This window comes from Actinoalloteichus fjordicus, assembly GCF_001941625.1.
GTDB lineage: Bacteria > Actinomycetota > Actinomycetes > Mycobacteriales > Pseudonocardiaceae > Actinoalloteichus_A > Actinoalloteichus_A fjordicus.
The window spans coordinates 5281061-5304673 of sequence record NZ_CP016076.1 but is presented as its reverse complement, the minus strand read 5'-3'; the positions used below and the strand labels follow the sequence as shown (position 1 = coordinate 5304673).

Below are 23613 nucleotides of genomic sequence, written 5' to 3'. Positions count from 1 at the left end.
CAGGACGACATGTCGGCCGATTCCGTCTCCTCCTCTCGTCCGCCGGCCGGTCGGCCCCGGCCGCCTGTCTCGGACTGTTTCAGTCGGCGTGGTCGGCGGGCTCGGGCGACGATGGCCCGATGTCGGAGGGCAGCGGTGCAGGCAGGCAGGCGGAGCGTCTTCCCGTGCTCCGGCCCATGCTCGCGACCGGCGGGCAGCCGATGCCGACGGGTCCGGACTGGGCCTGGGAGTTCAAGTTCGACGGCGTGCGGGCCATTGCGGCAGGCGATCGGGCGGGCGTCCGCCTGACGAGCCGAAACGGGAACGACATCACGGCGACCTACCCGGAGCTGACGGTGCTCGGCGAGATCCTCGGCGCGCAGCGGGCCGTGCTGGACGGCGAGATCGTCGCCATGGACGACAAGGGCAGGCCCTCGTTCGCGCTGCTGCAACGTCGAATGCACGTCCAACGGCCGACCGCCCGACTGACCGGGGAGATCCCGGTCGCCTGCTTCGTCTTCGACCTGCTCCACCTCGATGGCGTCTCGCTGCTCGGCGAGTCCTACCTCCGGCGGCGGGAGCTGCTCGACGGCCTGGCGTTGGACGGTCGGTCCGCTCGGGTCCGAGTGCCGCCGAGCCACCGGGACGTCGACCCCCGGCGGCTGCTCGACATCGCCCGCGACAACGGACTGGAAGGCACGATCGGCAAGCGGGTCGCGTCGGGCTATCGGCCAGGAGTCCGCAGCCGCGACTGGTTGAAGTTCCCGCTGATCAACACCTATGAGGTGGTGATCTGCGGGTGGCAGCCGGGCGGGGGACGGCGGGCCGGGCGGATCGGCTCGCTGATGCTCGGCGCCCATGACTCGGCAGGCGAGCTGCGGTACGTGGGGCACGTCGGAACCGGGTTCACGGAGCGGATGCTCGCCGAGCTGCTCGGCATGCTCCAGCCGATCGAACGGCCGACGAGTCCGTTCGCCGGGCCGGTTCCGCGCGAGTACTCCCGCGCCGCGCACTGGGTCGAGCCTCGGCTCGTCGGGGAGGTCGTCTATCGGACGTGGAGCCCCGACGGCAGGCTCCGGCACTCGGCCTGGCGCGGCCTTCGCCCCGACCGGGACGCACGGGAGATCAGCCTGCCCGCCTGGTAGTCCGCCCATCGCGTGGTGCCTCGGTCGCTCTCGTCGGGGGCCAGGTTCGCGCGGCCGGGATCGCGGGCTCGGGCGCGTATCGCCACGTCACGGGGTGCCCTGGTGGCGGATCGAAGACCCGGGCTGCGAGAGCAACAGGCCTGGCTCGCCTTAATTTTGACAAGTCTGTCAAAGTTAATGTCGTTGGGTGGCCGAGCCGTGCTCGCCCACCGTGGAATCGACGACTGGGAGTGAGGCCATGCGGGCCGGACAGGACTTCGCGAGCTGGATCGCCGAGAACGCGATCACGTCGCACTCGCTGGACCCGGCGGCGCCGCCGGACGATCTCGAACCCCTGCGCGAGCTGATCGGCGATGCCCGCGTCGTCGCGATCGGCGAGAGCTCCCACCACGTCGAGGAGTACTACCGGCTGCGACACCGGATGCTGCGCTTCCTCGTCGAGCGCTGCGGGTTCACCGACTACGTCTTCGAGGCACCCCTCACCGCGTCGAAGGCCGTCGACGACTGGATTCGGGGCGGCGCAGGCACGGTGACGGCGGCCGTGGCGGATGCAGACCTGGACCTGTGCCGATGCGGGGCGATGCGTGACACCCTGGCCTGGCTGCGGGACCACAACCGGGACGCGGCTCGCCCGGTGCGATTCACCGGCGCCCTCGCCGGTTCCGGCGGCTCCTCGCTGGCGGACCTGCATGAGGTCGCCGCCTACCTGGGGGCGGACGATCCGGACGCGCTCCCGCTGGTCGAGCGGGCGATCGACGCGATACGGCACTATCACGACGACGTGCTGCTGCGGTCGATCCAGAACTACGCGAGCGTCGAGGAGCCCATCCGAGACGCGCTGACCGCCGCGCTGAGCAGGCTGTCGGCGCGGATGCTGAGCATGACCGGCACGCAGGCAGATCGCGGACGCGGTGCCGAGCATCGGGCGGCATCGTTACTGGTCCAGGGCGCCTGGCGCCTGGACCACCTGCATCGCGACGTGTCCGGGTCCGGTCTGGCGATCGGCAGCACGTCGCTGGACGCCTTCATGGCCGAGGTGGTCCTGCACCGCCTGGCCGAGGGCGGACCCGCCGCCCGCGTCGTCCTCGCCCTGCACAACGTCCACCTCCGCGCGACGCCCGTCGCCCACGACGGGCCCGCAGGCCTGCATCCGACGGGCCGCGTGCTGCGGGAGGCCCTCGGCGACGACTACGTGGCGATCGCCGTCACGACCGACGGCGGGCAGGCCGTGACCGGCGAACTCGACCCCGACGCGCCGCTGGGAATCTCGCTCACGGCCGGTGCGGTTCCACCGTTGCTCGAGGGCTCGATGGAGACCGCGTTCCGCGACGTCGACGCCCCGCTGACGATCGCCGACCTGCGGGCCGCCCGAGGCCGGGTCACCGACGTCGGTTCGTTCCACCGCATGCGCAGCGAGGACGGCTTCCTCGGCGTGCCCGTCTTCGAGGCCTTCGACGCCGTTGCCCGCCTGCACCGCACGAGCTGCACCGAAGACGTCCCTCTCGGCTGAGCGAGTGCCGGGAGGTCGCCGCCATCGCACCGAGGTCCGGTGCCCGCCCCGGACCTCGCGGCGGCCTCGTGCTCTCGACGGGCGGGCCGAGCGCGACCCCGGTGGCGGCGGTCTCGGGCGCGCATCCCGAGCGGCGCTCCGCCGTTGGCGCACCCGGCGGGGCGGCGTCGTTCGAGGCGGGACGCGATCACTCGGGTGGCGTGGTCGGGCCGGTCGCCTCGGTCGTGGGCTCGGGCAGCGGCGCGGATGCCGATTCGGCGGACGAAGGGCCGCCCGGTGGCGCGGTCGGGGACTCGGCAGGCTGCCCGGTCGCGCCCAGCAGCCGCAGCAGGCTGGTACGGAGCAGCGCCGACGCCTCGTCGGCGTCGAGGCGCCCGGCATCCACCTCGCTGCCCGCCGTGTGTCCGAGGCTGATGATCGCGGCGGCCGACCAGTCGGCAGGCAGCCGTTGATCGAACTCGCCTGCGCGCTGACCGCGCCGGATCACCCGGATCAGCCGGTCAGTCACCGGGGCGTGCCGTCGCCGATCGGCCGCCGCATCCGGTGCGGTCTGGTCCGCCTGGCGCAGGCCGGGATGCCGGTCGGCGAGGCGGCCCGCCACGTCGATCAGTCTGAAGAGCGCGGCCGTGGGCGGACCCGTGTCGAGATCGGCCGCGTCCATCGCGGCCACCGCCGTCCTCGTGACCTCGTCGAGCGCTGCGGCGAGCAGATCCCGGCGCGACGGAAAGTGGGCGTAGACGGTCTGGCGGGTCACGCCTGCCGCTGCGGCGACGGCCTCCACTCCCGCCTCCGGTGAGGCGGTGAGCACCTCGACGGCTGCGGCCAGCACGGCCGCCCTGCTGCGTTCCGCGTCGGCGCGGCGGCGTCGCGGTGCCTCGGAAGACGTCACACTCACCTCGTCGCATCCGCGCCCGGCCTGGGCTCTCCCGTGTCCGAGACCGTAGCGGGCGCTGCGGCGACCACGCGCGAGGCCTCCCCGAGGCGGGGCACGTGATCATCCCGCCACCGGGTACGAGCCCCGATGATTCTGGTACGCGTGCGGCACGCCGGTCGGCAGCCGCGCGGTCGCGAGCGGCCTCAGCCTGCCAGCAGGTCGCCGCAGAAGGACCGGATGGCGCGGTGGACCACGGCGGGCTTCTCCCACGGCATGAAGTGCCCGGCGCCCGACACCCAGAACGGGCCGACGGCCTGCGGATACGCGATCGCGCACCTCGCCTCGATGTTCTCGCCCAAGGTCACCTGATCCCGGCCGATCAGCACCAGGGTCTGCTGCTGCACCGGCCGGTCGATGAGTTCGGGAGCGGACAGGGGCCGGGTGCCCATCACCACCTCGTAGTCGGCGAAGGAGGCCCGCAGCCGGTCGGCGTCGGCGTAGGGCTCGGTGAGCAGTGCCAGGTCGGCCTCGCCGAAGGCGTTCGGCGGACACCACATCCGGTGACCGAAGAACTCGGCGATGTAGCGTCGCCGCCGCTCCGGGGTGTTCAGCTCGGCCACCAGTTCGTCGGCGTGCCTGCCCTGTCGGTCCTGGTAGTCGTAGAGGGCGGGCTTGGGCGTTCCCGGCGGGATGCCCGCCGCCGCGAAGGCGTCCGGCAGATCCGGCATCGAGTCGTCGAGGATCACCAGCCGGTCGATCCGGTCCGGATGGCGGTTGGCCAGGTCGACGGCCACCATCGCGCCGAGGTCGTGTCCCGCCACGACGACGCGGTCCCAGCCGAGGGCGTCGAACAGGCCGATCAGGTCGGTGTTGAACGCCGCGAAGTCGTAGAAGTCGTCCGGAGCGAAGTCCGAGTCGCCATAGCCGCGAAGATCCGGCGCGGCGACGTCGAAGCCCGCCTCGGCCAGCGGCTCGATGGTGTGCGACCAGATCAGGCTGGTGCACGGGAAGCCGTGCAGCAGCAGGAGCGGCACCCCGTCGGCCCGGGGTCGTCTGACCGCCAGTCGGTGTCCTTCTCGGACCGTGACCAGGGTGGGAGTGACAGTCATGGCTCATCCTGACACGCCCGGCCGACGGGATCGGGCGCCCTGCGGGGCCGACGGCACGACGGCAGCCGACGGCGTGCGGGCCGTCGGATGCCCGGCGTGCCGGGGTGTCGCCCGCCCGATCCGCAGACCGGCGTGTCAGCGGGGCGCCGGGCCGCTCGGTGCGCAGTCGACGAACTACACCCCGAAGGCCGCCGGATACCGGACGACGCCGGTCGGGGCGGGCCGGTCGGCGTCGAGGGTCAAGGCGAGGAAGGCCTCGTCGGGCGCCTCGAACGGGGCCCGGACGCCGAACCCGGAGGCCGGGGTGAAGCCGAATCGCGGGTAGTAGGCGGCGTGGCCCAGGACGATGACGAGGTTCTCGCCGAGGCGGCGGGCGGCGTCGAGTCCGGTGCGGACGGCGGCGGAGCCGACCCCTCGGCCCTGGTACTCGGGCCGGACGGCGCAGGGCGCGAGTGCGAGCGCCGGTGCGCCGTCGACGTGGCAGCGGGTGAGCAGGGCATACCCGACGACCTCGCCGTCCTCGGTCTCGGCCACGACGGCGAGACCGTCGATCCAGGCCGTCGGGTCGGCGCGCAGTGCGTCGACGAGGTCGGCCTCCTCCGCCGTCGGGAAGGCCGCGACGTTGACGGCGTGGACGGCCGCGATGTCGGCCTCGTTCTCGGATCGGGTGGTCCACATGGGCTGATCGTCCTTCTCAGTCGGGTGCACAGACGTGTCCCGCAGGCGGCGTGGTCGGCCGGTTGCCGGGTCGGAGGCCGCAGCCGTCGATGTCCGGGCGCCTGCACCGAGACGGCCCCGGCTCCGAGTCGTCTCGCCACGGCCCTCCATCGTGCCGCACGTCGGCACCCGTCCCGCGCCGTGTCCCCCGCGTCGACGTGCCCGGACGTGCTCCGCGAGCGGCGGGGCGGCGCCGGGCGCCGACGGTGGGAGACGCCGGAGATCGAGCGGGCCGCCGCTCCCGGCGCACGGAGAAGGTGACCGGTCCGCTCCCGAGGCAGCGCGCCCGGCGTTCGCTCGAATCGGCGTCCGTTCCAGTCCCGCAGTGTCGCCGGTCCACACGCTCCACCTGCGGCAGTCGCCACCCACACGCGCCGCATCGCTCCCTCACCACCCGCCGGTCACGCCAGCAGGCCGATGCTCCTCGGCCCGGCCATGCTGGCAGGTCAGGCGTGCCCGTTCGGCCTGCGGCGCTGTACCGGTTCACCGGCTGCGAAGGGCGGCAGAACCGCACAGCCCTCTTGCGCCGCGCGGGTTCGCATGGCTAGGTTTGCGGCGCCGAAGATGGAATCGGATTCCGCTCAGCGGGATTTAACTGGTCACGGGGATTCCGTCTTCGCTCTCGTAGGTCAGCGTTGATCGGCCAGGCGTACCTGGCACGCAGATGGAGGTGTGACTCATGGCGGAGTCTCCGACGGGAGCGAGCGCGGCGACCGCGTCGCCCGTCCCGAAGGCGAGATGGACACGGGTCGGCCTGCTGCTGTTCCTGATCTACCTCGTCTGTTACGCGGATCGCTCGAACATCAGCATCGCGGTGCCGGACATGGTCGAGCAGCTCCGCCTCTCCGGGACGGTCGCGGGCGTGCTCCTGTCGGCGTTCTTCTGGGGTTACGTCATCACCCAGATCCCCGGCGGCTGGGCGGCGAACCGGTTCAGCCCGAAGAAGGTCATCGTCATCTCGCTGATCGTGGTCGGCATCACGGCGTGCGCGACCGGTCTGACCAGCGACTACACCAGCCTGCTCGCGATCCGGTTCACCATGGGACTGGCCGAGGGCGCGGTGTTCCCGTCCTTCGCGGTGATGTTCCTGCGCTGGTTCCCCAGCCTCGAGCGCGGTCGGGCGGTGAGCTTCACCCAGTACGCCCTGCCGGTCTCCTCGGCCCTGATGGCGCCGCTGGCGGGCTGGATGATCGACGTCTGGAACTACCGCACGATGTTCATCCTGCAGGGCCTGCCCGCGTTCTTCCTCGCGCTGGCCTTCTGGCTGCTCGTCGCCGACGACCCGGTGGGCGACCGCAGGCTGGACCCTCGGGAGCGTGAGCTGATCCTGCGCGAGCGCGACGAGGAGACCAGCTCCGAGAGCACCTTCCTCGAAGGCCTGCGCAAGCCGGTGCTGTGGGCGCTGTGCCTGACGTACTTCCTGTGGATCACCGGGATGTACGCGTTCGGTCTCTGGCTGCCCTCGGTGATCTCGCAGTTCTCCGCCGCAGGCATCGGCGCGGTCGGCTGGCTCACCGCGCTGCCCTATGCCGTCGCCGCCGTCGCCCTCTACCTGTTCTCTCGCGCCTCGGACAAGTCGAGCCACTCGCGTGGCTGGTTCGTGGCGGGCGCGATGACCATCGGCGGCCTCGCCCTGCTCGTGCAGCACGTCGTCGGCGACGCGGTGTGGACCAACATGACGCTGCTGATCCTCACCGCGATCGGGATCTACGGCGCGCTGGGCACGTGGTGGACCTGGGCGCTGAGCAAGGTGCCGCGCAACCAGGCCGGTGCCTCGATCGGCCTGATCAACCTGTGCGGGAACTTCGGCGGCATCGTCGGCCCGATCCTCATCGGCGCGGTGTCCGCGCCGGGGGAGGGTCCCGGCAGCGGCTTCTACATCCTCGGCTTCGTGCTGTTGGGCGCGGCGGTGCTGGCCGCCGTGATCGCGGTGCGCAGCGACGGCCCCGCCGCCAGGTCGCGGCTCGTGGCCGCAGCGGAGCCCCCGACCACCCCGCGATGACCGGCCGGTCGTCGTCCGCTCATCGAGATCCGCAGGAGGTGCGATGCCCACGCTCGACGTACCGGGAGCCACGCTGTTCTACCGCGACAGTGGTCCGGCAGACTCGGCAGGCACGGCCGTCCTCCTGCACTCGCTGTTCTTCGACGGCTCGATGTTCGACCCGCTCTGCGCGGCACTCGGCGAGGACCTCCGGTTCCTGCGGCCCGACCACCGAGGACAGGGCCGGAGCAGACCGACCTCGACGGCACCGGACATGGATCGGCTCGCCTCGGACACGGTCACGTTGATCGAGTCCACGGGCGGCGGGCCCGTCCACCTCGTCGGCAGCTCGATGGGCGGCTATGTCGCGCTGCGCATCGCCGCGCGGCGGCCGGACCTCGTCGCCACCTGCACCCTCCTCGGCTGCACGGCGGCGGCGGAACAGCGGCCCGAGGTCTTCGCCGCGCTGGAAGGGCGGCTTCGAGAGCACGGGCCCGCGGCGAGTGTGGCGGAGCTGGCCTACACGATGTTCGGCGACGACTTCCTCGCCGACCCGGCGAAGGCGGCGGCGCGCGAGCACTGGGAGAACCGCTTCGCCGCCCGCGACACCGACGTCGCCGACGCCCTGCGCGGGGTCTACCAGCGAGACGGCGTCCTCGGCGAGCTGGCGGCGATCCGCGTCCCGCTGCTGCTCATCGCGGGCGAGCAGGACCATGCCAAGCGCCCTGCCGACCTGCGGGCGGTGGCCGACCGAGTGCCCGGCAGCCGACTCGTCGTGCTGCCCGGCGCCGGACACACCCCTGTGGTCGAGGAGCCCTCGACGGTCGCCGCCGAGCTGGCCCGCTGGTGGCGGCGGCCCACGCGCGACGTCGACCGCACCGACGCCGCTTCGGCCGGACTCTCGAACCCGTCGGCGGCTGCGCCGCAGTCGGGGCACCCGAACACGCCGGGGCCCGCCCACCGGCAGAAAGAGAGGTCGATCGTGTCCACCGCGCGTGAACAGGCCACGACACCGAGACCGCCCTGGCCCGATCAGGCTTCCGAGGCGGCGCCGGTGTCCCTGGCCGACGGCGCACTGATCGGAAACCGCTGCACCGCCTGCGGCCACCGCTTCTTCCCGGCCCGACGCCTGTGCTTCGGCTGCGGCGGCGACATCTTGGAGGAGGTGCTACTCCCCCGCGAGGGGACGCTGTACTCCTACACCCGCGTGCACGTCTCCTCCGCGATGCCGCCCCCCTACACCCTCGGCTACGTCGACCTGGCCGAGGACGTCCGGGTGCTCGCCCGCATCGAGGGCGACCCCGACGACCTGCGTTGCGAGCAGCCGGTGCGGCTGCGCATCACCGAGGACGGCGCCTGGTCGTTCGCCCCGACCGGGCCCGAGGAGGGCGACCATGCGTGACAGCTTCATCGTCGGTGCCGGGATGATCCCGATGGGCAGGCACCGCGAGTCGAGCTACCCGGGCCTCGCGGTCCCTGCGGTGCTCGACGCACTGGAGTCCGCCGGGCTGCGCCGCGCCGAGATCGGCGCCGTCTACTGCGGCCACGCCTTCGGCGGGATGCTCACCGGACAGCGCATCGTCAAGGAGATCGGCATCGGGGGCATCCCCGTCACCAACGTCGACAACGCCTGCTCCGGCGGAGCCACCGCCCTGCACGAGGCGCACCGGGCCGTCGCCGATGGGCACCACGAGGTCGTCCTGGTGATCGGCGTCGACAAGCTCACCCAGTTCGGCGGCGGCACGCTCCCGCTGGTCACCGAGGACTGGGAGGTCCAGCAGGGCATGGTGATGCCCGCGCTGTACGCGATGCGCGCCCGCCGCTACCTGCACGAGCGGGATGCCTCCGTCGAGGACCTCGCCTCGGTCAGCGTCAAGGCGCGGCGACACGGCGTCGCCAATCCCTACGCCCAGTTCCGCGCCGAGGTGACCGTGGAGCAGGTGCTGGCCGCCCGGCCCATCGCCGACCCGCTAACCCTGCTCCAGTGCTGCCCCACCGGGGACGGCGCCGCCGCCGTGCTGGTGGTGTCCGACGCGGTGCGGCGCAGGCTCGGCGGGCCCGCCCTGCGCATCGCCGCATCGGTGCTGCACTCCGGCCAGGTCATCGGCGGCTTCCGCGACATGCTCCGCCCCGAGATCACCTTCGAGTCCGCCCGCGAGGCCTATGAGCAGGCCGGTGTCTCCCCACGGGACATCGACGTCGTCGAGCTGCACGACGCCTTCTCCATCGCCGAACTCGTCTACTACGAGGCGCTGGGGCTGTGTCCGGTCGGCGAGTCCACCGGCTTCCTACGCTCCGGCGCCACCACCTACGGCGGCGAGGTCGTGGTCAATCCCAGCGGCGGACTGCTCGCCAAGGGGCATCCCGTCGGTGCCAGCGGAGTCGCACAGGTTGTGGAAGTCTTCTGGCACTTGACAGGCACTGCAGGCACCCGCCAGGTCGACGGGGCGCGGCTAGGCCTCACCCATGTGACCGGGGGCGGCATCTCCGGCCTCGACCACGGCGCGTGCACGGTGCACATCTTCGAGCACGTGGGGTGAGTCGATGACGAGCACGTCGAACAGGCAGACCGGGTCCGCCGAGAGCGTCGGAACGGTGGCCCGCACCGTCCGAGTCCTCGCGGCACTGGCCGACGCGGACGGCCGGGTCGGCGTCGGCACGCTGGCCGAGGAGCTGGGCCTGGCCACCTCGACGGTGCATCGCATCCTCCAACTGCTCAAACAGGAGGGCTTCGTCGCGGGCGAGTCCGACACCAGGCAGTACCACGTCGGACCGCAGTTCTACCGCGTCGCCGCCAGGGTGGTCGCCTCGCTCGACGTGGTGGACCTGGCGCGGCCGCACGTGCAGGACCTGGCCACCCAGTTCGACGAGAGCGTGCTGTTCGCGCTCTACCACCAGGAGTCCAAGTCGCTGTCCTTCGCGGTCCGCGCCGACGGCACCAAGGCACTCCAGTACCGCATCGACCTGAACCGGCCGTTGTCGCTGGTCTGGGGCGCGTCCGGCAAGGCCATCCTGGCCTGGCTGCCGGAACTGGAGGTCTTGGAGATCCTCCGACAGGAGGCGCCGTCCCCGGCCACCGGGGCGGAGGTGCCGTCGCGGGGCGAGTTGTTCGCCGAGCTGGAGCGGGTGCGCAGTACCGGCTACGCGGTCAGCGGCGGCGAGAAGCTGCCGGAGGCGCGCGGCATCGCCGCCCCGGTCTTCGGGCCTGCGGGCGTCCTCGGCTGCCTGTGCCTGACCTCCCCGAAGGACCGCACCCCCAACCGCAGCATTCCCGCGATCGGCGTGGCCGTGCAGGCCAAGGCCGTCGCGCTGTCCAGGGAACTCGGCACCAAGCCGCATCCCGAGTAGACGAAAGGGTGAACAGACATCGACTCGCGACCGTCTGAGAACGGCCCCGGCAGCTCCGGCGACACCGGCCCGCTGCACGGGATCACGGTGATCGACTTCACCACGTTTCTCTCCGGCCCGTACTGCACGCAGATCCTGGCCGACCTCGGGGCCAGGGTCATCAAGGTCGAGCCACTGACGGGTGATTCGAGTCGAGCGATTCCGCCGTACTTCGTCGACGGCGACAGCGCCTACTACCTCGGGAACAACCGCAACAAGGAGAGCGTCGCCCTCGATCTCAAGACGCCCGACGGGCAGCGACTGGCCCGGCAACTCGTCGCGGCGGGCGACGTCGTGGTGGAGAACTACCGGCCGGGGGTGGCTCGTCGGCTGGGCATCGACCCGGCGGAGCTGCGCGAGGGCAGGCCGGAGCTGGTCTGGGCGTCGATCAGCGGCTTCGGCCAGGACGGGCCCTGGCGAGACCGCCCCGCCTACGACATGATCGTGCAGGCCCTCTCCGGCGTCATGAGCCTCACGGGGGAGGCGGGCTCATCCGCGATGCGACTCGGCATCCCCGCAGGCGACCTGGTGGCCGGGCTGTTCGCCGCCATCGGCGTGCTCTCCGCCGTGATCGAGCAGCGCGGCACCGGACGGGGCCGCCACGTCGACATCTCGATGCTCGACGGCCAGCTCTCCATGCTGTCCTACCAGGCCGTCTACGCGATGATCAGCGGACTGGCCCCGCAGCCCCAGGCCGCCCGCCATGACTCCATCCCCACCTATCGCTCCTTCACCGCGGGCGACGGCCGCGAACTGGTGGTCACCGCCAACACCGAGCGGATGTGGCGAGGACTCTGCACAGTGCTGGGTGTGGACGAGCTGATCAGCGATGAACGCTTCATCGACGGCGGAGCGCGCCTCCGCCACCGCGACGAACTGTGGGAACTCCTGGAAGCGGAGTTCGCCCGCGACAGCGCACAGGCCTGGGTCGGCAGGCTCGTGGAGCACGGCGTGCCCACCGCGCTGATCAAGACCGTGCCCGAGGCCATCGACGACGCAGGTCACGCGGGCCGCGACATGGTCGTGGAACTGGAGTCCGATTCGGGAGAGCAGGTGCGGGTGGTGGGTAATCCAGTGCGTTTCACCGACGGCGGGCACATCCCGCTGCGGTATCCGCCGCGACTGGGCCAGGACGGTCCCGGCGTGCTGCGCGAGCTGCTCGGGCTCGACGAGCACGAGATCGGCAGGCTCCGGGCGGACGGCGTGCTCGGCGTGCAGGAGGCGGACCGATGACCGTGCCCCCGTCGTCGCCCACCCGCCGCACCGTGCGGCGCGGCGCGGTCGACATCGCGTTCTGGACCAGCGGCCCGCCCGAGGCGCAGCCGATCCTCCTGCTGCATCCGATCGGGCTCGATCACCATGCCTTCGACGCGGTGGCGGAGCGAGTGGTCGACCGCTTCCGGCTGGTGCTCCCCGACCTGCGCGGACACGGCGAGACCCGAGCCGACGCCACCGAGGTGCGGCTGCCCGCGATGGCCAGGGACGTGCTCGCCGTCCTGGACGCCTTCGCCGCACTCGACACGTTCGGGCCCGACCGGCTCGTGCACCTGGCCGGCCATTCGATGGGCGGCGTCGTGGCGGCGCTGGCCGCCGCGAGCGCCCCGCGCCGCTTCGCCTCCCTGCACCTCATCGCCACCCCCGCCGAGGGCGGACCGGTGTTCCGCGAGCGGGGGCAGGCCGCGCTGCGCTCGGGGATGCCGGGCGTCGTCGAGTCCACGCTCCGCCGCTGGTTCACCCAGGAGAGCCTGACCGAGGGGCTGCCGGGGGTCGAGTACGCCAGGAGCCGGGTGCTCGCCATGGCCCCGGAGGCCTGGGCGGCGGCGTGGAGTTCGATGGCAGGCTTCCCCGGCTTCGGCGAGATCGGCGCCCGGCTGCCGCGCACCTACTGCGTCTCGGCGGGCCAGGACGTCTCCACGCCGCCGTCGGTGCTGACGCAGGTCGCGGATGCCATCCCGGCCAGCGTCGCCCATCACGTCGTTCCGGGTGCCGGACATCTGCTGACGCTGGAACGGCCTGCCGCCGTCGCGAGCCTGCTCGCCGACGACTGGGAACTGTCCGGGCAACCCGCCGGAGGAACGGGAGAACTGGCATGACGGACTTCGCAGGCCGCGTCGCGGTCGTCACCGGCGGGAACGCGGGGATCGGAAGAGCGGTCGCCGAGGTCCTGCGCGCTCGCGGTGCCGTGGTCCACGTCCTCGATCGGGACGTCGAAGGCCCCGCCGAGGGAGTCACCGCGTGGCGGGCCGACGTCACCGATCAGTCCGAGGTGGATGCGGCGCTGGCCGGGATCGGCGATCGGGAGGGCCGGGTCGACGTCCTGGTCAACAACGCGGGCGTCAGCTTCGTCGGCACCGTCGAGGACGGCGGGCTCGACGAGTGGCAGCGGCTCTACGACGTCAACGTGCTCGGCTACGTCCGCACGATCCGCGCCGCACTGCCGTTGCTGCGCAGGGGATCCGACGCGGCGATCGTCAACGTCTCCTCGTGCACCGCGGCCAGCGGGCTGCGCAGCCGGGTGGCGTACTCCGCGACCAAGGGGGCGATCCAGTCGATGACCAGGGCGATGGCCGCCGACCTCGTCGCCGAGCGCATCCGCGTCAACGCCGTCGAGCCGGGCACCGTGGACACGCCCTTCATGACCGCGCTCGCCGAGGCGGCCCCGGACCCGGCCGCCCGCCGCGCCCAGTTCGAGGCCCGCCAGCCCACCGGCCGCATGGTCGACCCGCGTGAGGTCGGCGAGGCGGTCGCCTACCTGGCGAGTCCATGGGCCCACTCCACCGTCGGCACCGTGCTCACCGTCGACGGCGGGATGGCGGCCCTGCACCTCACCGAGGCCTGAGCACGCCGCAGCCCATCGGCCCGGCAGAACCGTCGCCGAGTCGGTTCGCCCGAACTCGGCGCCCGCCGCCACGGCAGCGCCGCCACCGCCCGACGGGCCTGATCGGCCCGCCTGCGGACCGGGGCCACGACATGGGCCGACTCGAACCGGGCCTCGCACCCACCGAGGTCCGACATCGCTGTCACCCGACAGTGCCAGAGGAAACGGGGCCCGAACCCCGACGAGAGACAGGAAGAGACAATGACGTTCTCCGATCGAGTCGCCGTCATCACCGGCGGCGGACAGGGCATCGGCCGTGCCTACTGCCTGGCGTTCGCCGAGCGCGGTGCGGCCGTGGTGATCGCCGACCTCAACGAGACGAAGGCCCGCGAGGTCGCCGAGGAGATCACCGCCGCAGGCGGCCGGGCCCTCGCGGTGACCACCGACGTCTCGGACAAGGCGAGCGTGGATGCCATGGTCCGACAGGCTGTCGCCGAGTTCGGCACCGTGGACATCCTCGTCAACAACGCCGCCGTTTTCTCCACTCTGAAGATGCGCCCCTTCGACGAGATCTCGGTCGAGGAATGGGAGCACGTGTTCGCCGTCAACACCCGGGGCGTGCTGCTCACCACGCAGGCCGTCGCGCCGGTGATGAAGGCGAAGCGCTACGGGAAGATCGTGAACATCTCCTCCAGCGTGGTGACGACCGGCCGGGCGAACTACGCGCACTACGTCGCGTCGAAGGGCGCCGTCGAGGCCTTCAGCCGGGCGGTCGCCACCGAACTCGGCGCCTTCGACATCAACGTGAACTCGATCCGGCCGCACGGCATCGTCACCGAGGTGCCGCGCGAGACCATCACCGAGGACCAGTGGGACGGGATCATCGCCCAGCAGGCCCTGAAGCGGAAGGGCAAGCCCTCCGACGCGGTCGGCGCCGTGCTGTTCCTGGCCTCCGACGAGAGCGACTTCATCACCGGGCAGTCGCTGCTGGTGGACGCGGGTCTGCGCTTCAACTGACCCCGACCGCACCACGCCGTTCGACGGCGGTGCGGTGGTTCGGCGGCCTGCTCCGGTGGCGGGCGGCAGGCCTGCCCGGCAGCGGTGGCGTGCTCGGCTGCGACGGCCGATCCTCCCGGGAGCGCCGACCGACGAGCCCGCCGCCGGACCACCGCGCCGCGCCGATCCTCTGCCCGCGGGCGACGAACCGCGAGAGACCAGGACACCCAGATCATTCGCCACGACGAGGAGCTGCCCATCATGACCGACGACGCTCACGAGTTTCGGATCGTGCGCCGAGGCGACCGCGATCATCGCATCGCCGTGATCGACGGACCGAACATGTCCAACCTCGGCGCGCGCAGCAGGAAGGTCTACGGCGACGTCGGCTCGCTCGACGACCTCAAGGCCTATGTGGCGGGCTTCGGCGAGCGCCTCGGGGTGACGGTGGAGAACTTCTCCTCCAACTACGAGGGCGCCATCCTGGAGTACATCCACGAGTCGGCCGAGCGCGTCGACGCCTACATCGTCAACCCGGCGGGCCTGACGACCGTCGGCGAAGGCGTGCGGCACGCGTTGGAGGAGACCGGGCGGCCGGTGGTGGAGGTGCACTTCTCCAACATCCAGGCAGGCGCGGGCCACGGACGCGGGCTCGGCGGCGGCCCCATTGCCTCCAGCTTCACCCACACCGCGACGGGCCTGACCATGGGCATGCGCCAGTACAGCTACATCGGCGCGCTGACGGCCCTGGTCGCGGCCCTGGACGACGGGTACTTCCTGGGCGAGGGCGTGGCGGGGGACTGAGCCGGGCGGCACGAGGAGATCGAGCCGGACCCGCTGTCTACTGGAGCGGGCCTGCTCGATCTCTGGTGTCCGCTCGCGCGGCGACCCGGCGACCCGGCGAGTCGCCGTCGAGTCCGGTGTGCGGCCGGGCGGCGATTCGCCCTTCTTCCGCCGGAGCCGACGCGGCGGGCGCGGTGCCGCCCGCCGCGTCCTGTTCTTCTCACCTGAGAAACGCCTCGTTGCACTCGCGCTGCAACGCGACGTCGGCCCACATCGGGTGCTGCGGCGCGGCGTTGGAGCAGACCACCGTGCCCAGGGCGCCGACCCGTACGGACTCCGCGACGGCGCGGCGGCAGAAGTTCGCGCCGATCGGGCCTTCCTCGAAGGTGCCGTACAGCGGCGTGTAGCCGATCCAGCCCTCGCCGAACACCAGTGGGATGCCCCGCTCGGCGGCCCAGTCGGCGGCGGCCGCGATCCAGGTGGTGAGCCGTTGCTCCATCGCGAGCCGGTGGACGGCATAGCGCTCGTACAGCCAGGCGTCGAAGGCGACCGGATCACACCAGTCGTGTAGGTAGACCTCGCGGTCGCCGACGACCGTCGCCTCCTGCCGCCACCGGTCCGCCTCGGGCGGGGCCCAGTCGGCGAGGCCTGGCGCGCCGGGGCGCAGCAGCTCGCGGCGCGCCCGCTCCTGCGGGAACGGGCGCGCCGCGTCGCGCAGCGCGAAGACCTCCAGCATCTCGTCGAGCACCCCGTACACATACGGGTGGAAGACGGCGATGTCGATGTCGCGGGGGATCCCGCGCAGCGAGCCCACCGGAACCTCGGCGTAGTTCACCGTGACCGGCCGATCGGGGTGACGCCGCCGGAATCGGGCGATGCCCCGCTCCAGCCGGGGCCGCAGCGCGACGACTCGGTCCACGGCGGTGTCCAGGCCGTCCGCGAGGTGCCCCGCCTGGACCTCGTTGTGCAGCTCGGTGAAGGCGATCCGGTCGTCGAGGCCGTGCTCGGCGAGGAAGTCCACGAGGTCGGCGAGCGCGTCGGCGAGTGCCTCGGCGCGATCCTCGGGGTCGACGGCGTTCACCGCGTCCAGCCAGGCCCGGTCGGCGGCGAAGGCGGGACTCTGCTGATACTCCCAGCTCGACAGGATCACGTGGCAGTCGTGCCGCCGCGCCGCCTCGAACAGGGCGAGCAGGTGCGCACGGCCGTCGATCTCGGTGGTCTTGCGGACGTCGTACCAGCGCACCCGCTGTCCGTACTCGCCGCCGAGTGGGCCGAACCGCAGCGCACTGGTGTCGAGGCCGCTGCCGAACAGCAGCAGCGGCATGGCGCAGATCCGGATGGTGTTGTACCCGCGTTCGACGGCCTGGGCGAAGGCGGCGTCGAGGTCGGCGAAGGGCTCGCCGGGGCCGGTGCGGGTGTACCAGCTGAAGTCCCACAGCGAGATGGTCAGGCGGGGCGGGAGGTTCGCGGGCAGTGGCGTCGGCACGGTCGGGACTCTCCTTCGTTCGATGCGTCGGGGATTGGATGCGTCGAATTTCTCGGCGCGGCGGGGATTCGTCGGCGGCGGAGGAGACTCAGCTCTTGACCGCGCCTGCGGTCAGCCCCTCCAACAGCTGCCTGCGCAGCAGGAAGAAGACCAGCAGGCTCGGCACGGCGGCGAGCACCGAGGCCGCGAGCACCAGGTCGTACTGCCGACCGGTGGCGCCGAAGAGCGCCTGGATGCCCAGCGGAAGCGTGTAGTCGCCAGGTTCGCTGATCACGATCAGCGGCCAGATCAGGCTGTTGTAGCTGTTGAGGAACGACCAGACGCCCAAGGCCCCGAGCGCGGGCCGCAGCAGGGGAAGCACCACCCGCCGGAACAGGCCGAACTCGGTGCAGCCGTCGATTCGTGCCGCGTCGAGCAGTGCGTCGGGGACGGCCTGCTCGGCGAACTGGCGCATCATGAAGATGCCGAAGGCGGGCGCGATCCAGGGCACGACGAGGGCGAAGTAAGGCTCGGTGAGCCGCGCCTTGGCGATCATGATGAACAGCGGCACCACGATGACCGCGAACGGCACGGCCAGCGAGCTGAACATGATGTTGAACAGGATCGTCTTGCCGCGAAAGCGGTGTTTGGCGAAGGCGAAGCCCGCGAGCGAGCACAGGCCCACCGCCAGCACCGTGGACAACAGGGCGACGACCGTGCTGGTGACGAACCAGCTCCAGAACGGCTGCTCGGCGAGCAGCGTCCGGTAGTTGTCCAGCACGGCGGGCGCGGGCAGCGGCTGCGGGGGATAGCTGAAGATGTCGGATCGGCTCTTGAACGACGAGGACAGCGCCCACAGCAGTGGCAGGGCGAAGACCAGCAGCAGGCTGATCAGGAACGTGTAGAGCAGCACCCGTCCGCCGGTGACCCGGCGGGGACGGTCATCGGTTGTCCCTTCCCACCCCGAGCGCGCGATTGGCGAGCAGCCCCAGCGCGAAGACGACGACGAACAGCAGAACCCCTGCGGCGGCGGCATATCCGAGCTGTTGTCGCTGGAATCCGGCGCGGTAGATGAACATCGCGACCGACAGCGTCGACTCGCCGGGACCGCCCTGGGTGAGCAGGAACGGCTCGTCGAAGATCTGCGCGGTGTTCACCAGGACGGTGACGGCGATGAACGCGGTCACCGGTCGCAGCGAGGGCAGCGTGACGTCGACGAACCGGCGGACCGGCCCGGCCCCGTCGATCGCCGCCGCCTCGTACAGCTCCCGAGGCACGTTCTGCAGCCCGGCCAGGAAGAAGATGGTCAGATACCCGGTCCAGCGCCACAGCACCAGCACGGTGACGCTGACCTTCGCCCACAGCGGATCGCCGAGCCAGTCGATGCCGCCGAAGCCGAACACGGCACGGAGCAGCCCGTTGACGATGCCGAACTCGCGCTCGAAGAACAGTCCGAACACCAGCGTGATGACGATCGGCGAGATCACCACCGGCATGAAGTAGGCGAGCCGGAACATGTCGCGGCCCCGAAGGCCGCGTGCGTTGAGCGCCTGGGCGATCAACAGCGCCGCAGGCACCACGACACACATCGTGAACAGCACGTACACGGCGGTGTTGCCCACCGAGATCCAGAAGCTCCGGTCGCCGAGGAGGTCCTGATAGTTGCGCAGGCCCACCCACTGCGGCGTGCCGAGCCCGGCCCACTCCGTGCCGCTCAGATACAGGCCCACCAGGATCGGGACCAGGAAGAACAGGCCGTAGAGGAGGAAGAACGGCGAGATGAACGCATACGGCGCCAGTCGCAGCTGGTTGCGGGACCACCAGGTGGCGGGCTTCTCGGGCTCCTCGGCCGTCGGGCGGGGGACGCTCGGCCGGTGTGCGGTCTGGTTCGTCATCGCTTGACCTGCTCTCGGTAGGCGACGATCGCCGCCTCGATCGCGGCGGCGGGCGAGGTGCGACCGCGTACCGCGTCCAGCACTGGGCCGCCGAGGACGTCGGTGAGGATCTGCATGGCGGGGGCCTGATGGAACAGCGGCAGGTCCTCGGCGGCGGGGGCGTAGACGTCGAAGACCCGCTGGCCGCCGAGATACTCGTCGCGGACCTCGACCAGTTCGGGATCGCGGTAGAGCGACCGCAGGGTGGGCAGGAAGCCGCCGGAGCGGTACCGCAGCAGCTGTCCCTCCCGGGTGAGGAAGACCCGGCTCAGCAGGTCCAGCGCGGCGGCGGTGCCGGGCTTGTCCTTGAGGACGGTGAATCCGGTACCGCCGAGCGTGGATGCCAGGTGCCCGCCCGCGTCGAATCGCGGGAGCGTGCGCATCCGCCATCGACCCTGCTGATCGGGGACGTTGGCCTGGAGGCCGTAGGCGTTGTACCAGTTCGGCATCGCGATGGCGGCCAGCCTGCCGGACTTCAGCGCGGCGGCGGCCGCACTGCTGTACGGGTCGGGCAGCCCGAGCAGGAACCCGCTCCGGACGCCCTCGGTCATGAACTCCAGCACCTCGACGGCCTCCGCCGAGTCCAGCGCGAGTTCGCCCGCCGCGTCGAACACTTGGCCGCCGCGTTGCAGGAAGAACTGGAAGAAGCTGTTGGCCACCGCGAGGTTGTCGCCCGTCGAGACCACGCCGAGGCTGATCTCATGGTCGCGGCTCAGCCGTTCGCCGTGCTCGGCCAGCTCCTCCCAGGTCGCCGCGTCCTCGGGAACCCCGTGGTCGGCGAACAGGTCCTGCCGGAAGTAGAAGACGGTGATCGAGTTGTCGGCGTCCAGGCTGTAGGGGCTGCCGTCGACGGTGTAGGGCGCCAGCTTGAGCAGCTCGTCGCCCAGCGGCGCCACCACGTCGGTGAGGTCGACGAAGAGGTTCTCCGCGATGGACGAGCCCATCACCCTGGCGAACTGATCGATGACCAGGCCGACCAGATCGGGCGTGTTGCCGTCCGCGATCGCCTGCGTGATCATCCGCGTGATGATGTCGGGCGGGGCGGCGTTGGTGACGTCGAGTCGGAACTCGAACTCGGAGTCGCCGACCAGGCCCGGCTCGCCGATCGCCGTCTCGAAGGTGGTGACGTAGCCGGGGTCGTGGGTCCACAGCCGGATGCCCACCGGCCCGGCGGTCAGCGGCGTGCGATCGGCCGCACCGCAGCTCGCCAGCAGCGGGGCGCCGAGCAGGCCGAGCCCGGCGACGCCCATGCCGCGCAGCAGCGCGCGGCGGTCGAGGTCAGGCATCGCGCCCCTCCCACTCTGGTCGTAACGTGATCCGGTGCGTCCGGCTGAGCCGGACATGCTGGATCTCGGGCCGAGCACCGGGGGCGGCGAAGCGGTGACGCACGGCGGGATCGACGTAGACCCGGGCGTCGGTCGCGCGTGGCAGCACCCGGATCTCGATGCCGTGCCTGCGGACCTCGGCAGCGATGCGACGCAGGCCCACGTCCCAGTCCGGCCCGAACCAGAAGTGATCGGCGACCAGTCGACCTCCGACGTAGGCGCGGGCCGCGTCCCCGGTGTAGGTCAGGCGGAGCAGCAGCTCGGCGGCGTCGTCGAAGGCCCGTTCGTCGACGGTGACGTGGAAGACGGCCGCGTGTTCGAAGTCCTCGTCCGTCGGGGCCGAGGCACGGCCGTGCGGGCCGCCCGTTCGGGTCTGCGGGGTGCGCGGCCCGCCCGCCGAGCGCACCAGTCGCGGTCGCGGCGGCGCACCCGCCGTCGTGATCCGCCAGGCGCTGAAGACCCCGTCGTCGTCGGTCCGCTCGGCGCCCGCCAGCGTGGTCGGGGCGGGCAGCATCGCCAGGGTGACGTCGTCGTCGGTCCCGTCGATGCGCAGGGCTTCCCCGTCGACGATCACCGGGTCGTCGCACAGGATGAGGACGTCCGTCCCGGCGATCTCCACCCGCTGGAAGCGCAGGGCGTCGACCTGGCCGAGCACGTGCACCGTCGCGGTGCCCCCGGCCTCGTCGGTCACCGAGAACCGTGCGTCGGTGCCCGGCTGCGACACGGTGGCGACGGTGCGGCCGTCGACCTCGGTGATCTCGGCGGCACCGTCCACGGAGACCGGGCCCGCGAAGGCGAACTGCGCGGGGATGCCATCGGCGGCGACGAAGACGGAGGTCGGGACGCCGTCGATCGCGAGTCGGGCGAGGGGCTGGGCACTCGCCCAGTCGAGCCGCTGCCCGCCTGCCAGCCCGAAGCCGATCGGCCAGACGAAGTGCGCCCCGGTGGAGATCGTCACGGGCTCCGCAGGCAGCCGGACCGTCCGATCGGCCAGCCGCACCTCGAAGCGGACGCCTGCGTGGTCGGGCAGCGGCTCGTGCGGCTGATGGTTGTTGACGAACAGGAAGCCGGTGCTGCCGTCGGACCGCACCGACCACCGCACGGTCTCGCGGTCGTCCAGACCCGAGGGCGAAGCGTCGGGCAGCTGCACGGGCAGCTCCGCGAGGTCGGCCCCGGAGTCGCGGAGGAAGAGATGCTGGACGCGCAGGGCATGGAAGGACGGCCGGACCTGGCCGTACTCGCCGAGCGGCGCCTGGAAGTCGTAGTTCACCACGGGCAGGTCGTTGGGGTATCCGCAGGCGTGCGACTCCTGATTGGGGGTCGGGAGGTCCAGCCGTTGCGAGCAGCCGTGATAGAGGTAGTAGCCCTGCCACACCGAGCCGCTGCCGAGCTTGGCCAGCGCCAATGCCGAGATGTCGGCGGCGGGCACCAGCGGCCTGCGGTGGTAGGCGATCGCCATGCCGCCGCCCAGTTCGCAGGTGGCGTACGGGTACCGGCGGTCGTCCGGCGGAACGTGGTCGATGCTCGCGCCCTCGGGGGTCGCGGGACGCAGATCGGCGCCGATGGCGTGATCGTCGCGGATCGACGTGAAGAAGTAGTGACACCGCATCTGCCGGGCCCACCCGTCGGTCGCGTCCGCCCAGAACGCCTCCGGGTAGCCGCCGTACAGCGGCAGCAGGACGTCCGCCGGCAGCTGCGGGGCGCCCCAGCCGGTCGCGGTCCACAGCGGTGCGGTGATGCCCGCGGCCTCGGCCATGGTGCGCAGCGTCGCCAGGTGGCCCGGCTGGTCGTACAGCTCGTTCTCCACCTGCACCGCGACGATCGGCCCGCCGTCGGCCCAGCTCAGGCCCGCGAGCTCCCGACCGATCCGCTCGTAGTAGGCCGCGACCAGGGCCAGGTAGGCGGGATCGTCGGTGCGGGGCACGCAGTCGACGTCGGCGAGCCAGTCCGGGAACCCGCCGTTGCGGCACTCGCCGTGGGACCACGGCCCGATGCGCACGGCCACCGCCAGGCCCGCCTCGCCGCACAGCCGGACGAATCGGCCGATGTCCCGCGAGGAGTCGAAGCGGAATTCGCCGCGCGTCGGCTCGTGGTGATTCCAGAACAGATAGGTGGCGACGACGTCGATGCCGCCCGCGCGAATCCTGTCGAGTTCCGTCCGCCATTCGTCTTCCGGATAGCGACTGAAATGAAATTCCCCCATGACGGGCAGCCAACGCCGACCCGCTCGACTGATGGCGCGGCCGTCGACCGAAATCGAGCATTCGGCGCCGTCCGGCGTGCCCATCGGCAGATGACCCGACAGGGGTGGGGCGTGGTCAAGCACATGCAGGGACAGCATGTCCGGCTCCTGAACTCCGATGGTCAGCGGCGGACTCATCTTGAGCAGCACTCCGACGGCTGTCAAGATGTATTAATAATTAATGGCCACGGCTAGGCTGCGGTGCGTTCTGGCGTCGATGATCTTCGAGGAGCGCTTCGTGGCCCGTTATTCCGGTCGGGGCCTGCACTACCAGGTGGTGCGGCACCTCGGGACCCGCATCGTCGACGGCCGCTTCGCCGAGGGCGAGGTCTTCGACCTGCGTGCGCTCGGCGCCGAGCTGGACGTGAGCCTGACCGTGCTGCGCGAGGCGTTCAAGGTCTTGGCGAGCAAGGGCCTGGTGGACGCGCGGCAGCGGCGCGGGACCTTCGTGCGGGCCCGGTCGGCGTGGAACCTGCTCGACGCCGATCTCCTCGACTGGCGGGTCGACGGCGGCGACGCCGAGACGCTGCTGCGCGACCTCGCCGACCTGCGGTCCGTCATCGAACCCGCCGTGGCGGGTCGGGCCGCGCTGCGCCGCACCGAGGCCGATCTCGCGGCGGCGGAGGCCGCGCTGACGGCGATGGCCGAGGCGGGTGACGACGCTGTGGCCGCCGCCGAGGCCGATGCCGCGTTCCACCGGGCGCTGCTGCTGGCCACCGGCAACGAGCTGTTCGCCAGGATGGATCTCTTACTCGAACCCGCCCTGCGGGCCAGGGATCGCCTCGTCCACGCGCACCTGAGCGCCGACGATCCCGTGCCCGCCCACCGCCTCGTGCTGGCGGCGGTCCGCGATCGGGACGCGCCGCGAGCGGAGGCGGTGATGCTCGAACTCCTGGCGAAGGCGACCGAGGATCTCCATCTCATGGGCACGATTCCGGCCGAGTCGCGCTGAGAGCCTGTCTTTGATCCCCACTGTCCTGTTGCGCGGGGCAGGCAGCGGCGATCTGCGGCGTTGTCGTCAGTCGACATCACTCCGTTATGTCTCCTTCCTTCGCCTGGCAGCTCAGCCACGCTGATCCCCGCTCACGACTCCAGGGGATCACAGACAGGCCCTGAGAGGTCGGTGGCCTGATTCGGCCGGCGGCGGGCACTGGCCGCCCCGCGGGACCGTGTCTCCGCGCCTGCGCTCGTCGTGGCGGAGAGCCGGGACCGGCCGGGGTCGGAAAGCGGCGTCGGAGCCGTTGAATTCGTTCCCGCTGATTCGGATTCGGCGTGATTCGATCCCAAGAATCGGCGTCACCGTGATTGCCGTGCCGCGGTCGAGACGGCTGAATTCGTCGCCCGCGAT

20 protein-coding genes are annotated in these 23613 nt (G+C 71.6%); 12 read left to right on the top strand and 8 right to left on the bottom strand.

All coding sequences use genetic code 11. The features are described 5' to 3' along the window. Positions 1-119 precede the first annotated feature (119 nt). The gene (gene ligD, locus UA74_RS22445) at positions 120-1124 is read left to right on the top strand and encodes a non-homologous end-joining DNA ligase (RefSeq protein ID WP_232237371.1); all 1005 of its coding nucleotides are present in this window, start codon (positions 120-122) and stop codon (positions 1122-1124) included. Positions 1125-1362: 238 nt separating this feature from the next. Further along, positions 1363-2634 (top strand): erythromycin esterase family protein, encoded by a 1272-nt coding sequence (locus UA74_RS22440; RefSeq protein WP_075742016.1) that lies wholly within the window; start codon positions 1363-1365, stop codon positions 2632-2634. 187 nt (positions 2635-2821) lie between these two features. Here UA74_RS22440 and UA74_RS22435 read toward each other — a convergent pair whose 3' ends face one another. The 3 genes from UA74_RS22435 to UA74_RS22425 all read right to left on the bottom strand — a co-directional run bounded on the left by UA74_RS22435 (position 2822) and on the right by UA74_RS22425 (position 5295). Continuing rightward, positions 2822-3523, bottom strand: coding sequence for a TetR/AcrR family transcriptional regulator (locus UA74_RS22435; protein ID WP_075742015.1), 702 nt, complete (start codon positions 3521-3523; stop codon positions 2822-2824). Positions 3524-3711: 188 nt separating this feature from the next. Next, a complete protein-coding gene (locus UA74_RS22430; protein WP_075742014.1) occupies positions 3712-4617 on the bottom strand; it encodes an alpha/beta fold hydrolase in 906 nt (301 codons plus the stop codon). Positions 4618-4791: 174 nt separating this feature from the next. Continuing rightward, positions 4792-5295, bottom strand: coding sequence for a GNAT family N-acetyltransferase (locus UA74_RS22425; RefSeq protein ID WP_075765383.1), 504 nt, complete (start codon positions 5293-5295; stop codon positions 4792-4794). 718 nt (positions 5296-6013) lie between these two features. Here UA74_RS22425 and UA74_RS22420 point away from each other — a divergent pair. From UA74_RS22420 to UA74_RS22380, 9 genes are all read left to right on the top strand, one after another. Continuing rightward, positions 6014-7336 carry an MFS transporter gene (locus tag UA74_RS22420; RefSeq protein ID WP_075742013.1) on the top strand — a complete coding sequence of 441 codons (1323 nt, stop codon included), beginning with the start codon at positions 6014-6016 and terminating at the stop codon, positions 7334-7336. A gap of 43 nt (positions 7337-7379) precedes the next feature. Further along, positions 7380-8717, top strand: a complete 1338-nt coding sequence (locus UA74_RS22415; RefSeq protein ID WP_075742012.1) for an alpha/beta fold hydrolase — start codon at positions 7380-7382, stop codon at positions 8715-8717. Beyond that, positions 8710-9855 (top strand): thiolase family protein, encoded by a 1146-nt coding sequence (locus UA74_RS22410; RefSeq protein WP_075742011.1) that lies wholly within the window; start codon positions 8710-8712, stop codon positions 9853-9855. Before UA74_RS22415 ends, UA74_RS22410 begins: the two co-directional genes overlap by 8 nt. A gap of 4 nt (positions 9856-9859) precedes the next feature. Further along, the gene (locus UA74_RS22405; RefSeq protein ID WP_075742010.1) at positions 9860-10663 is read left to right on the top strand and encodes an IclR family transcriptional regulator; all 804 of its coding nucleotides are present in this window, start codon (positions 9860-9862) and stop codon (positions 10661-10663) included. Positions 10664-10681: 18 nt separating this feature from the next. Further along, positions 10682-11935, top strand: coding sequence for a CaiB/BaiF CoA transferase family protein (locus UA74_RS22400; protein WP_075765381.1), 1254 nt, complete (start codon positions 10682-10684; stop codon positions 11933-11935). Beyond that, positions 11932-12795: an alpha/beta fold hydrolase gene (locus tag UA74_RS22395; protein WP_083683503.1), complete on the top strand. Its 864-nt coding sequence runs from the start codon at positions 11932-11934 to the stop codon at positions 12793-12795. The genes UA74_RS22400 and UA74_RS22395 overlap by 4 nt, the downstream gene beginning before the upstream one ends. Continuing rightward, a complete protein-coding gene (locus UA74_RS22390; RefSeq protein ID WP_075765380.1) occupies positions 12792-13541 on the top strand; it encodes an SDR family NAD(P)-dependent oxidoreductase in 750 nt (249 codons plus the stop codon). The genes UA74_RS22395 and UA74_RS22390 overlap by 4 nt, the downstream gene beginning before the upstream one ends. A 240-nt stretch (positions 13542-13781) precedes the next feature. Beyond that, positions 13782-14537: an SDR family NAD(P)-dependent oxidoreductase gene (locus UA74_RS22385; RefSeq protein ID WP_075742006.1), complete on the top strand. Its 756-nt coding sequence runs from the start codon at positions 13782-13784 to the stop codon at positions 14535-14537. 240 nt (positions 14538-14777) lie between these two features. Further along, on the top strand, positions 14778-15320 hold the full coding sequence (locus UA74_RS22380; protein WP_075742005.1) for a type II 3-dehydroquinate dehydratase: 543 nt from the start codon (positions 14778-14780) through the stop codon (positions 15318-15320). Between the two features lie 199 nt (positions 15321-15519). Here UA74_RS22380 and UA74_RS22375 read toward each other — a convergent pair whose 3' ends face one another. The 5 genes from UA74_RS22375 to UA74_RS22355 form a co-directional block, all read right to left on the bottom strand. After that, positions 15520-16785, bottom strand: coding sequence for a cellulase-like family protein (locus tag UA74_RS22375; protein WP_075742004.1), 1266 nt, complete (start codon positions 16783-16785; stop codon positions 15520-15522). A gap of 88 nt (positions 16786-16873) precedes the next feature. After that, positions 16874-17677 carry a carbohydrate ABC transporter permease gene (locus tag UA74_RS22370; protein WP_198042820.1) on the bottom strand — a complete coding sequence of 268 codons (804 nt, stop codon included), beginning with the start codon at positions 17675-17677 and terminating at the stop codon, positions 16874-16876. A 28-nt stretch (positions 17678-17705) separates the two neighbouring features. After that, positions 17706-18659 carry a carbohydrate ABC transporter permease gene (locus UA74_RS22365; protein WP_083683499.1) on the bottom strand — a complete coding sequence of 318 codons (954 nt, stop codon included), beginning with the start codon at positions 18657-18659 and terminating at the stop codon, positions 17706-17708. Continuing rightward, entirely contained in the window at positions 18656-19984 is a 1329-nt protein-coding gene (locus UA74_RS22360; RefSeq protein WP_075742002.1) for an ABC transporter substrate-binding protein, read from the bottom strand. Before UA74_RS22360 ends, UA74_RS22365 begins: the two co-directional genes overlap by 4 nt. Beyond that, positions 19977-22430 (bottom strand): beta-galactosidase, encoded by a 2454-nt coding sequence (locus UA74_RS22355; RefSeq protein ID WP_198042819.1) that lies wholly within the window; start codon positions 22428-22430, stop codon positions 19977-19979. The genes UA74_RS22360 and UA74_RS22355 overlap by 8 nt, the downstream gene beginning before the upstream one ends. Positions 22431-22446: 16 nt before the next feature. Between UA74_RS22355 and UA74_RS22350 the strand changes: the two genes are divergently transcribed. Then, the gene (locus UA74_RS22350) at positions 22447-23217 is read left to right on the top strand and encodes a FadR/GntR family transcriptional regulator (RefSeq protein ID WP_232237370.1); all 771 of its coding nucleotides are present in this window, start codon (positions 22447-22449) and stop codon (positions 23215-23217) included. The last annotated feature ends 396 nt before the right edge of the window (positions 23218-23613 follow it).

What these genes read in the sequence shown, in the direction of transcription:
- ligD (WP_232237371.1), top strand. Translation starts at nt 120, where the DNA reads ATGTCGGAGGGCAGCGGTGCAGGCAGGCAGGCGGAGCGTCTTCCCGTG.
- UA74_RS22440 (WP_075742016.1), top strand. Translation starts at nt 1,363, where the DNA reads ATGCGGGCCGGACAGGACTTCGCGAGCTGGATCGCCGAGAACGCGATC.
- UA74_RS22430 (WP_075742014.1), bottom strand. Translation starts at nt 4,617, where the DNA reads ATGACTGTCACTCCCACCCTGGTCACGGTCCGAGAAGGACACCGACTG.
- UA74_RS22425 (WP_075765383.1), bottom strand. Translation starts at nt 5,295, where the DNA reads ATGTGGACCACCCGATCCGAGAACGAGGCCGACATCGCGGCCGTCCAC.
- UA74_RS22420 (WP_075742013.1), top strand. Translation starts at nt 6,014, where the DNA reads ATGGCGGAGTCTCCGACGGGAGCGAGCGCGGCGACCGCGTCGCCCGTC.
- UA74_RS22415 (WP_075742012.1), top strand. Translation starts at nt 7,380, where the DNA reads ATGCCCACGCTCGACGTACCGGGAGCCACGCTGTTCTACCGCGACAGT.
- UA74_RS22410 (WP_075742011.1), top strand. Translation starts at nt 8,710, where the DNA reads ATGCGTGACAGCTTCATCGTCGGTGCCGGGATGATCCCGATGGGCAGG.
- UA74_RS22405 (WP_075742010.1), top strand. Translation starts at nt 9,860, where the DNA reads ATGACGAGCACGTCGAACAGGCAGACCGGGTCCGCCGAGAGCGTCGGA.
- UA74_RS22395 (WP_083683503.1), top strand. Translation starts at nt 11,932, where the DNA reads ATGACCGTGCCCCCGTCGTCGCCCACCCGCCGCACCGTGCGGCGCGGC.
- UA74_RS22390 (WP_075765380.1), top strand. Translation starts at nt 12,792, where the DNA reads ATGACGGACTTCGCAGGCCGCGTCGCGGTCGTCACCGGCGGGAACGCG.
- UA74_RS22385 (WP_075742006.1), top strand. Translation starts at nt 13,782, where the DNA reads ATGACGTTCTCCGATCGAGTCGCCGTCATCACCGGCGGCGGACAGGGC.
- UA74_RS22380 (WP_075742005.1), top strand. Translation starts at nt 14,778, where the DNA reads ATGACCGACGACGCTCACGAGTTTCGGATCGTGCGCCGAGGCGACCGC.
- UA74_RS22365 (WP_083683499.1), bottom strand. Translation starts at nt 18,659, where the DNA reads ATGACGAACCAGACCGCACACCGGCCGAGCGTCCCCCGCCCGACGGCC.
- UA74_RS22360 (WP_075742002.1), bottom strand. Translation starts at nt 19,984, where the DNA reads ATGCCTGACCTCGACCGCCGCGCGCTGCTGCGCGGCATGGGCGTCGCC.
- UA74_RS22350 (WP_232237370.1), top strand. Translation starts at nt 22,447, where the DNA reads ATGGCCACGGCTAGGCTGCGGTGCGTTCTGGCGTCGATGATCTTCGAG.